The 10,097-nt window shown below is 40.3% G+C and carries 7 protein-coding genes and 1 pseudogene; 1 reads left to right on the top strand and 7 read right to left on the bottom strand.

Going from position 1 to position 10,097, the window contains the following annotated elements; all coding sequences use genetic code 11:
• From Q0L68_RS11390 to Q0L68_RS11375, 4 genes are all read right to left on the bottom strand, one after another.
• A partial coding sequence (locus tag Q0L68_RS11390) for a PQQ-binding-like beta-propeller repeat protein (RefSeq protein WP_296703052.1) occupies positions 1-1,624 on the bottom strand: 1,624 nt, incomplete at its 3' end.
• A gap of 90 nt (positions 1,625-1,714) precedes the next feature.
• Complete coding sequence (locus Q0L68_RS11385) at positions 1,715-2,347, bottom strand: hypothetical protein (protein WP_296703050.1); 633 nt, start codon at positions 2,345-2,347, stop codon at positions 1,715-1,717.
• A 197-nt stretch (positions 2,348-2,544) separates the two neighbouring features.
• Positions 2,545-4,659, bottom strand: coding sequence for a PQQ-dependent dehydrogenase, methanol/ethanol family (locus tag Q0L68_RS11380; RefSeq protein ID WP_296703047.1), 2,115 nt, complete (start codon positions 4,657-4,659; stop codon positions 2,545-2,547).
• 240 nt (positions 4,660-4,899) lie between these two features.
• Positions 4,900-6,327, bottom strand: a complete 1,428-nt coding sequence (locus Q0L68_RS11375; RefSeq protein ID WP_296703045.1) for a M20 family peptidase — start codon at positions 6,325-6,327, stop codon at positions 4,900-4,902.
• 265 nt (positions 6,328-6,592) lie between these two features.
• Here Q0L68_RS11375 and Q0L68_RS11370 point away from each other — a divergent pair, with 265 nt between their 5' ends.
• Positions 6,593-6,931 (top strand): hypothetical protein, encoded by a 339-nt coding sequence (locus Q0L68_RS11370; RefSeq protein ID WP_296703043.1) that lies wholly within the window; start codon positions 6,593-6,595, stop codon positions 6,929-6,931.
• Positions 6,932-6,976: 45 nt separating this feature from the next.
• Here Q0L68_RS11370 and Q0L68_RS11365 read toward each other — a convergent pair whose 3' ends face one another.
• From Q0L68_RS11365 to Q0L68_RS11355, 3 genes and pseudogenes are all read right to left on the bottom strand, one after another.
• Positions 6,977-7,918: an ornithine cyclodeaminase family protein gene (locus tag Q0L68_RS11365; RefSeq protein WP_296703041.1), complete on the bottom strand. Its 942-nt coding sequence runs from the start codon at positions 7,916-7,918 to the stop codon at positions 6,977-6,979.
• Positions 7,919-8,567: 649 nt separating this feature from the next.
• Complete coding sequence (locus tag Q0L68_RS11360; protein WP_296703038.1) at positions 8,568-9,020, bottom strand: hypothetical protein; 453 nt, start codon at positions 9,018-9,020, stop codon at positions 8,568-8,570.
• Positions 9,021-9,114: 94 nt separating this feature from the next.
• A pseudogene (locus Q0L68_RS11355) lies at positions 9,115-10,097 on the bottom strand (glycosyl hydrolase); the annotation flags it as partial.

The following is a 10,097-nucleotide window of genomic DNA, read 5'->3' as shown; positions in this document are numbered from 1 at the left end:
CTCCTGGAGTGACAGTTGGTGCGGAGGAATTTGATTGCTGACAGACTTCTCGTGTTTTTGAGTCACAAGGTGGAGGGGAAACACTCCATACTTTTTCTCCGCTTTGCAAACTTAGAGCATAGATTCCTGGTGAAGGAGCAATTGTCTCGTCACTAGGATCTAAAGCATAGACATTGTCTGAATTTGCAGCGTAGACTAGCTCTCCGTCGGTTGCCAATCCCCAGTGAATACCACCTAATGCGCCGCCTTTTCCGATCCGGCTTTGCCAAATCACTTCGCCCGTTTCAGGTAGCAAGGCATGGACTACACCTGATTTTTGTCCTACAACCAGCATATCTCTTTCATTGATTTTATCATATACAAGAATAGGCGCCATACCAAAGTCTACATCAGGTCCAGTTGGAGTTGGGCAATTTGAACTTCCGGGGCAAGCCAAGTTCCAAGTATCATTTTTAGTAGCCTGCCAATTCCAAATTAATTTTCCTGTTTTCAGATCCAATGCCTGAATCGCGTCACTGGTATTGGTTGGTGGATATGTATAATTTTCACCCGATCCAATATATAGCAATCCTCTTTTTATATCCACAGTTGGGCTTGCCCAAACGGGCGCGCCTGAGGGGCCATAAATTGAGCCTCCATTATCTTTTGTACCGGTAATTTCAACATCTTCTGCTATAACCTTATGCTTCCAGATTTCCTCTCCAGTTTTTGCGTCCATGGCAGTTACTCCACCGGAAGAAGTGCAGCATTCATAATTTGGATCTTGGGAAGAAACTACTTCAAAGGAAGAAATAGGTACGTAAACGATGTCTTCATAAACGACTACGGAGCCTGTAACAGAAGATAGTGGGTGATGTCCAGCTCTTTTTTTCCAATTTAATTCACCGGTACGGATATCTATGGAATAAACGTTGGTAGCATAGTCAGCAAAATAAGCGGTAAGATTATCTTCTTTGGAAATGTAAGATATTGCTCCTCGTAATTGAGCATCAGCCTGAAACATCCATCCGATTTGACCAGTATGACGATTTAAAGCATACAATTCTCCAAACTGACTCCCAACAATCATCCAATCTCCTATAATGGCTGGTTTGCTTCTTGAGATGGTAGCATAGGGGAACGCAAAACTCCATTCAAGCTCCAAAGATGAAACGTTTTCGGGAGTGATTCCAGCTTGAGCAAGTGAACGAAAACCTGTGCCTTCCATATCGCCACCCCAACCCGAATAGTTGGATTCGGCTAAGATATCCTCCTCCGTAATTTCGAAAGAAGTATATGCAGATTCTGGAATTTCCACTGTTACGAGTTTTTGATTGGTAATGTATTGGGCGACAGCTTCTCGCTCCTCTGTGCTCAATTGCTCTGCTTGTACCCTCATTTTGCCAATATTCAACGCAGCCAAGATTGCATGGGGAGACATTCCTTCCAAGAGGCTTTTTGCAGGAGCCAGATTTACGTTAGCTTCAGTATGGCAGGCAGCGCAAACCGTTTTATAAGTATTTTCACCCAACTTTAATACTTCACCTGGGACGTTTAGTTCTGGGCTGAAGGCATTTCTGGCTGGCTGTTGGCAAGAAGAAATCAGAAAAAAAGCAAAGAGTATAAAAATTAAAAATTTTGACATTAGAGTAGGATTTGATGAAATCCAGAGTTAGAAACTTTAGACTACTTTTAATATAACCCTTTGGTTCCTATAAAAATAGATTTTTAGCCATTAACTATAAACAGAAATTACCCATACCAGGTAGAACCAAAGAAAACTTAAATAAGTAATCGGGTGGATTTTACGAAGAGTAATCCAATCGTAGATGAAAAAGGAAATAAATAAGGTATTCCAAATTAATAGGATGATTAAATCTTGATTAACAAGATCCAAACCGAATTGAATCCTACCGCTGGCTCGGTCTAAAATTGGGATCAGAGGAAATAAAGTACCCAAATACATATAACGCTTATGCTTAACTGTATTGCTGCGATTTAGGTAACCCAAGAGGACCATAATGGAAAAGGAGGGTAGAAAAAACCGACTTGCCTTGACAAACTCTGACATGTTGTCCCAGCCATTGTAAATTTTAATAAAAATATATAAAGTACTAAGGGTAACTCCAATTGCAGCTACCATTCCAAGCATCCCCAGTTTTCTATGGGCTTTGAAATTTCCTTTTCGAATGAAATTTGACTGAATAAGAAGGATGATAAACCATGCAAACCAAAATAAACCATGAATAATGTATTTTGGATCACTGTTACTTTTTTGGCCAATATTGGTAAAAAGATTGTCTGAGAAGCCAATGATGGATAGGGAAAGCAAAACTAGACTGGTCACCAAAAAATAATTTTTTTTCATTGGCTTTAAAGTAAGGGTATGGCCTAATTTTCAATGTATTCCCAGAATTAGGGAAGTCTCTGAAATATAAATATTTATGCTGCTGATTGGCTAATTTCCCGAACAATAATATACTATTTTCAGATAAAAGAATTTTAATTAAATGTATATCAAATTGAAATTCAATTTTTGGTTATTGTCAAGTTTTCTACAACCTTTTAATTCGTAGCCTGCATTTGTGCTTTGACTGCATCCGCTGTTCCCTGAATAAAGGCTTGTATTTTTACCACCTCGCTTTCTGTCAATTTTCCTGAAAAATTGGGCATCCCTAATTCCTTCAATGCGTCAGTCAATACATAGGTTTCTAAATTTTCAATTTTCTCTTTTGTGGAAAATCCAAGATTTGGGATGTTTCCTCCCTTACCAAGTACAGGGATTCCATGACAAATCACACAATGCGTAATATAGAGCTTCGTTCCCAGTCCAATATCTTGGGGGTCATAGGTTACGCCACTCAGGATAGATGAGGCTTCTCTTAATTCAAGCTCAGGCATAGGAGCTTTCTCATTGAGGGCAAAGGTGTACACCCTTCCCTGATTTTGGTATTCGCTATAGTTCGTGGACATGCCATGACTTCCTCCCCAACCAGCAGCTATACTTACAAACTGCTGCCCATCTACTTCATAGGTGATCGGAGCAGCTATGACTCCTGTACCGACCTGAACTTCCCATAATTTCTCACCGGTTCGGGCATCGTAAGCGACAAATCTACCTTCTGCAGTTCCTTGAAAAACCAGATTTCCTGCAGTACTTAAAGTCCCTCCATTCCAAGGACTGGCATGCTCTACTTTCCATGCGGCTACTTTCTTAACAGGATCCCATGCTAATAAATGACCGAAGGTTGCTGATTTTTTAGGGACTGAAGAGGCTAATACTCCAGTATTCCAGCCTGTCCCAGAGGCAAAAGCTCCTGACTCAGTTGAATTGGCCTTCCAATTTGGGTCATCTTCAAACACCAATGGGATTCCTTGGGCGGGAATGTAAACCAACCCAGTGTTTGGATTATAAGACATCGGATGCCAATTATGTGCTCCATTTGGCCCCGGAATAGCCTCGTAAGATCCGCTTTTATATTCAGCAGCTGAGATTTCCATAGGCCTCCCTTTTTCATCATATCCGCTTGCCCAGTTGACATCTACAAAATTCTGTGCAGAAATAAACTCCCCATTCGTTCGGTCGATCACGAAGAAAAATCCATTTTTTGGAGCTTGCATAATCACCTTTCTCTTTGCGCCCTGAATTTCCAGATCAGCTAAAATCAGGGGTTGGGTTGCAGTATAATCCCAATGATCACCGGGTGTTCCTTGATAATGCCACTTATAACTTCCATTGTCTGGATCTAAAGCGACTATAGAAGACAGAAATAGATTATCTCCACCTCCCGGCGAGCGAAGTCTTCTGTTCCAAGGTGAGCCATTTCCAACGCCTACGTACATCAAATTAAGTTCGGGGTCATAAGCCATAGCATCCCACATGGTGCCACCACCTCCAAGTTCCCAATATTTTCCACTCGGATCCCAGGTCTTAGCTGCCATTTCTAATTCAGGTTGTTCAAAGGGTTGATCCGGATTTCCTGGCACCGCGTACCATCTCCAAGCTTGTTCCCCGGTTTCGGCATCATAGGCAGTGATATAGCCCCTGACGCCATATTCTGCTCCTCCATTTCCAATAATTACTTTTCCATTGAATACTCGTGGAGCTCCAGTAATGGTATAATTCTTAGTCCTGTCCAAGGTCACCTGTTCCCAAATCTTTGTTCCTGATGCAGCATCAATTGAAATCAGACGTCCATCCAGCGAGGCAAGGTAAACTTTGCCTTGGTAAAGTGCCACTCCTCGATTTACTACATCGCAACATGCTTTAACGCCAGTTTCTCGAGGTACTTTTGGGTCATAGGTCCAGAGTTGTTTTCCTGTTCTGGTATCAATCGCATGGACAATACTCCATGGTGCGGTGACGTACATTATTCCGTCAACTACCACTGGTGTGGCTTCTACACCTCGAGTGGAGTTTAAATCGTATGACCACTTTAGGCCAAGTGTCCCTACATTTTCGGTAGTAATTTCCGCCAGTTGACTGAAGCGATCTTCGGAATAATTTTGTCCATAACTCAACCAATTTTTAGAATCAGTTTTGGCATTTACTAAAGCCACATCATTAACTTCTTTGGTCACGGCAGAGATATGCTCTGTCGTGCCTTTTACTGGCTGAGTTTCGTTTTTACAGGAGAGACAAACTATTAAGAAGATGAAAATTTTAGCTGGGCTTTTCATGGTTTTTAGGAGGTATGGGTTTACTGAAAAAAATAAAAAGTTTTTCCTTGCTTTGAGTTTTGATAAAAACCAAATCTCTTTGCGGTAATATTTGATCTGACAGGACTCGCTTTTGGCTCGTGCCGAATAATAATTTACTTAATATCAACAATAAACGCTAATCTTAGAATGAGCAGGTTTTACACAATAAAGCCCAATCAAACAAGATCGGGCTTACAATTGGAGAGAAAATCTCTTTATTTAATTGAAGTTCTTAATCAGCTGATAACTGAATTGCAGGATTTCCTGATAGTTCTCTTTACTGATTTTTTCATCGATCCCATGGAATCGGGCCATGGATTCGGAATTGAGGCGCATGGGATAGAAGCGATAGACATCCTCTGCGATATCATAAAAGTATCTGGCATCAGTACCACCTCCGATCAACCCGGGTACCACTGCCGCCTCAGGATATAGTCCTCGAATTGTTTTTTCTAGAATCCTATAAGAATCCGAATCTACTTTGGATACTGGAGAAGGATTGGTTAAGAAGCCCACTGTCTCAACTCGAATCTTATCGGAAATGGTGCTTTCAATATGCGCCTGAACCGATTCAATGGTTTCGCCAGGAAGTATCCGGAAATTTATCGTGGCTTCGGCAACTGTAGGAATCACGTTGTTTTTCACTCCGCCTCCAATAATGGTAGGGGCAGTGGTTGTATGAGCATTTAAGCCTTCCAAGATTTTCTGTTTGAAAAGCCAAGGATTGGCAAATGCCAAACGGGTCATAAAAGGAAGTTCAGGTCCCATATACTCCAACTGGGAATCAATTGGTTTGACCAGTTTGTATGGCAATTGGTTGTTTTCCAAGTCTACAATTGCCTGGGCAAGCATACCGATGGTGTTTTCTCGAGGGGGAGCAGAGCTGTGTCCCCCATTGGTCTCCACGATTAATCGAAAGGAAGCAAATCCTTTTTCAGCCAAGTTGACCATGGCTACTGGGGCTGTTACACCTGGAACCATGCCTTCAGCAATATATCCTCCTTCATCAATTGCCATGGCTGCTTGAACGCCTTGATTTTTAAGGTATTTTGCAATCTCAGCAGCACCTTTTCCACCACCCACTTCTTCGTCATGACCAGAAGCAATATAGAGGGTTCTTGTAGGAACATAGTTTTCGGATAGTAGTTTTTCTACTGCTTCCAGAACGGCTATTAAAGTCCCTTTATCATCCATGGTTCCGCGGCCGATGATATGCGTATCAGTGATTTTTCCTTCAAAAGGTGCTGCCTCCCAGTTTCCTAAAGTTGGTTGATCAACTGGAACTACATCTTGATGGGACATCATGATAAGAGGCTTTTTGGATGGGTCCGAACCTTCCCACTTGTAAAGCAAGCTATAGGTATTGATTTTCTCCAAAGAAAGATTTGCATGAGTCAAAGGAAAAGTTTCTTCCAAAAAGCGATGAAAGCCAAAGAAAGCCGCTGAGTCAGGTATGGCATCCTCATTGACTGAAATGGTCCGGAAGGTGATGGCTTTGGAAAGGTTTTGGTAAACCTGATCGGAGAAAGTGACTTTTTCTATGGGTTCTGCTTCGACTTGTTTGGAGCTAAGCCGAAAAGTATTAATCAATAGAATCGCAATTATTGCAATGACTACGAGGAGAAGGCCAAGAAGAATTTTTTTCATAGGAGGTGGTTTTTCTTGGTCTTAATTTAAAGCAAAAAGCCATAATCCTTGCAAGTTGGATGGATTTGTTTCCTTTTGGGATTGATTATCAATTAGAAAGCAGTGTAAGCAAGCAATGGGCAGTAATTCAGAGTACATAAATCACATTGTTTCAGAATATGGGGATAATTGATTAGATTGAATTAATCGATTATTTTGATCAGAGATTGCCGCTATTATAAATCTACCTTTTTATTAATTTTTTTTCACATTAAACCCAATAGCCATGACCAATTCACAAACACTTGATGGAAATTCTGTCACCTATAATTATCCTGATCTTGGAACAGTAAAAATTGATTTTAATGAAGGTCAACTGACCTATGAATGGTTGGGAGGCGACTTTAAAGGAGTGACGAGAGGTGGCTTACCTTATCAAAGTAAATTAATTGGAGATAAAATATATATGTTCAGTTGGCTGGAGAAACCCCATTACTCTTTTGTAACTGTCGTTTTGAATTTGGGACAAAACACCATGCAATCCTCAGCTATTTTAAATCCACAAACAGAACAAGAAATGTCTCTCTTCCATAGTGGGAATATTTTAAATCAAACCATTTTATAGGTCAAGGGTTTTAGGCAAGTTCTAAAAATCTACCTCGGGAAATACCTAATTAACAGTATAACTTTTATAAACCAGCAGCGCAGCTGCAAGATCTTCAATAGCCAATCCGACAGATTTGAAAAGCGTTATTTCTTCGTTTGAGGTTCTACCAGGATGAATGCCTTTAATCAGTTCCACGATATCTGCTTTCACATCATTTTCTGCAATGATCCCATCAGCGATTGGAAGTGCAAGTTCGCCTGACTCATGCAAAGCTCCCGCACGGGAATCAACGAAGATAGAGCTCTTAAGAATAGCTGCATCGTCGGTTTCTCGGGTGTCCGGCTTATAGGATCCCATCAAATCTAAATGTGTTCCGGGTTTTAGCCATTCCCCTTTAATAAGAGGCGTTTTAGAAGGGGTAGCACAGGAAATAAGATCTGCATTTCTGGCTGTTTCTTCTAAATCAGTGACAGCTTCAGCAGGAATCCCTTGTTCATTCAAATTATAAACAAATTCATCTAATTTGGATGGATTTCGCATCCAAACACTTACGGTTTTAAAGTTCCGAACAGCTAAGTGAGCCTGAGCTAAATGTTGTGCGACTTTACCTCCTCCTACAATCAGTAGATTTTCTGCATCCTCCCGGCAAAGGTAAGAGGCGGCTAAAGCAGAAGTACAAGCTGTTCTTCTGGCTGTAAGTTCAGTAGCATTCATGTAAGCTAAAGGTTTCCCTGTTTTAGCATCACTCAAAATGTATTGTGCATGAATAGTGGGTTTATTAACGTTTGCATTTGCCGGCGCCACAGTTACCTGCTTCAAGCCCATGTACTCGCTATTCCAAACCGGCATCAAGATCAAGGTATTGTCGTCTCCTTCTTTCGTTTTATAAAAATGGTGATGCCGTAATGGCATGGTAAAATCAGACTGAAAAATATCTCGAAGGGATTCAATCAACTTTTTGTAATCCAGAAGTCCTGGGATATTATCATCAGGTATTATTAGCATATGCGTGTATTGGATTTGTCTGAGACTTCAAGTTCGAGAATTTAACTAATAATTAACCTTGAATTTTTGATTCGGTCATATGATGGATTTGAACCGCCTTATAGTTTTTGGGATGGATTACAACCATTCCCTAAGGGGAACTTAAGTAGGTTTAGAAAAGGAAAAGGAATTAATTGGTTTTTTCAACAATTAACAAATAGTCGATTTTTGCTGACCCACCAAAAAACATCATTGTTGGTTTTACATTCGGTATTATCGAAATAATTTCACCACTAAGATTATTTAAAAACCGTTCTAATTTTTCCTGCATATTGTCACTTTTGACCTCAAGGCGATGTACTTTGTAACTCATAGTCGCGTCATAAAATTGCTACTTATTTTACAATTTTTATTGCTCAATCCCCAATTTGACTTTAAGTTTTTTAAAACTAAATAGTCTTTTCAATTCCTTTGATTTGGTGAGCTTATTAAATCATTTTTATCCACACTTCTAATGTGATATATTAAAGGTAAGGAGATAGCTTTAACTCTTTTGCTTGGAATTGAATGTTTAGGAAAGTAAGGTATTTTGATTCCCTTGACTATCGTAGTTAAGTTTAGTTCCAATAAGATTCTGAAAGTGCCGAGAAAGTAGCTTACGCTTGGATAATTAAATCATCTTTCCTGAAGCCTTTGCTTGAGCATCTAAATTACGTCCGACAAGAATTCCAATGAGCATTCCGATAGATATACCAAAGGAGATTCCCATAGATCGCTCAAAACTGGATAGCACAACAATCCCGAAAAGAACTCCAAATGAAGCACCCAATCCAACTCCCAAATTTGTGTAATACCCTTCAGGGGTAAGAGAAAGAAGTTCTTTCATCTTTTTTTGAAAATGGCCAAGTGCCTTCTTGAAGTATTTATTGTTTTTAGGGCCTTCAGCTTCTAACCCCAAACCGTCCAGTGTCTGTTCGACCACCTTCAATTCCAAAGTTGATAAATCTTTATTCTCCAAGTTTTTCAATAGATGAATGAATTTTTGAAAAATAGCTCTTTTCGATTTTTGAGATGTAGCTGAATTTAAACTTTCGAAATAATTAATTGCTTCTTTAAGTGTCATAATTTCTAATCTTTTCTTGGTTAGTGGCTCGTGCAGAAAATTATTACACCTTAATGAATATTTTTTTCGATTACTGGTAGTTCAATTGCAACCTCTATTCCCTTCCTATTTTCTCAATTTCAATTCGTCTGTTTTGGCGTTCCAATGCTTTATTGAATTCCTGAATGTCATTATTGATTAAGTCATTGAATTGCTCAATAGCAACTTTTAAACGTGCGTCTAACACTTGATAAACCTCCCCTTGCTGATCGGTGGGACGGTAGTCAATACCACTGGCATTGATATCACTGGCCAAGGCGCTCAATCGACCATAGAGTTTGATGGGTGAGCGAAATGCATCTTCACGTGCTCCTGTTAATTGGATGTCATAGAGTTTAGAGGCTACTTCTTCAGCAGCCACTTTTAGTCTTTGAGCTTCCATTTGCGTTTCCCGATCTGATTCCTCTGCGAGAATTGTTTCAAGTTCCTTTCGCAGAAGTTCCACCGAATTGATATTGCTTACTGCCAAATTCATTGCATCACGCAGTTGTAAAGAGAAAGCGACCTGTGCTTGCAGGTCTTCTATGCTTCCATCGGCATAGGGATCTTTCAATACAGTGAAATTGGCTGAGGTCTGGGCTACTTCATTTCCTGTGGAATCTGTCAAGATCAAAGTTGCCATGTATTCACCTGGAACAACTCTTGGTCCATATTGGCCAGCCATCAGGTCTAAATCCCATTGTACCAAAGGTCTCCATCCTTCTCCGTTGAGCTGTACCCAAGGTCTGCCCGGAGGGGAAACGCGTAGTTTTGGCTGAAATGTAGGTTCATAACGTAAATCCCATTGGGCACGGTTGACACCTGCTTTTTTATTGGCTTGCAAGCTACGCACCAATTCACCATTGGCATCTTTAATCTCAATTTTTGCATCACCCGTAAAATTTTCAGGTAAATGATAATTCAGGCTGGCGCCATAACTTGGATTGCGACCTGAGTTGAAGCTTGCACCATCTGTTTTAATGTTTTCCCTTTCATTGAAACGATATGCGTCGCGTATCTCAAAGAAAGCAACATCTTGCGTTTTGTCCAGATTCCTGA

It is taken from the genome of Algoriphagus sp. (assembly GCF_024642405.1).
Lineage (GTDB): Bacteria > Bacteroidota > Bacteroidia > Cytophagales > Cyclobacteriaceae > Algoriphagus.
The sequence above is the reverse complement of the archived record's forward strand: the minus strand, read 5'-3'. Positions and strand labels throughout refer to the sequence as shown.

What these genes read in the sequence shown, in the direction of transcription:
- Q0L68_RS11385 (WP_296703050.1), bottom strand. Translation starts at nt 2,347, where the DNA reads ATGAAAAAAAATTATTTTTTGGTGACCAGTCTAGTTTTGCTTTCCCTA.
- Q0L68_RS11380 (WP_296703047.1), bottom strand. Translation starts at nt 4,659, where the DNA reads ATGAAAAGCCCAGCTAAAATTTTCATCTTCTTAATAGTTTGTCTCTCC.
- Q0L68_RS11375 (WP_296703045.1), bottom strand. Translation starts at nt 6,327, where the DNA reads ATGAAAAAAATTCTTCTTGGCCTTCTCCTCGTAGTCATTGCAATAATT.
- Q0L68_RS11370 (WP_296703043.1), top strand. Translation starts at nt 6,593, where the DNA reads ATGACCAATTCACAAACACTTGATGGAAATTCTGTCACCTATAATTAT.
- Q0L68_RS11365 (WP_296703041.1), bottom strand. Translation starts at nt 7,918, where the DNA reads ATGCTAATAATACCTGATGATAATATCCCAGGACTTCTGGATTACAAA.
- Q0L68_RS11360 (WP_296703038.1), bottom strand. Translation starts at nt 9,020, where the DNA reads ATGACACTTAAAGAAGCAATTAATTATTTCGAAAGTTTAAATTCAGCT.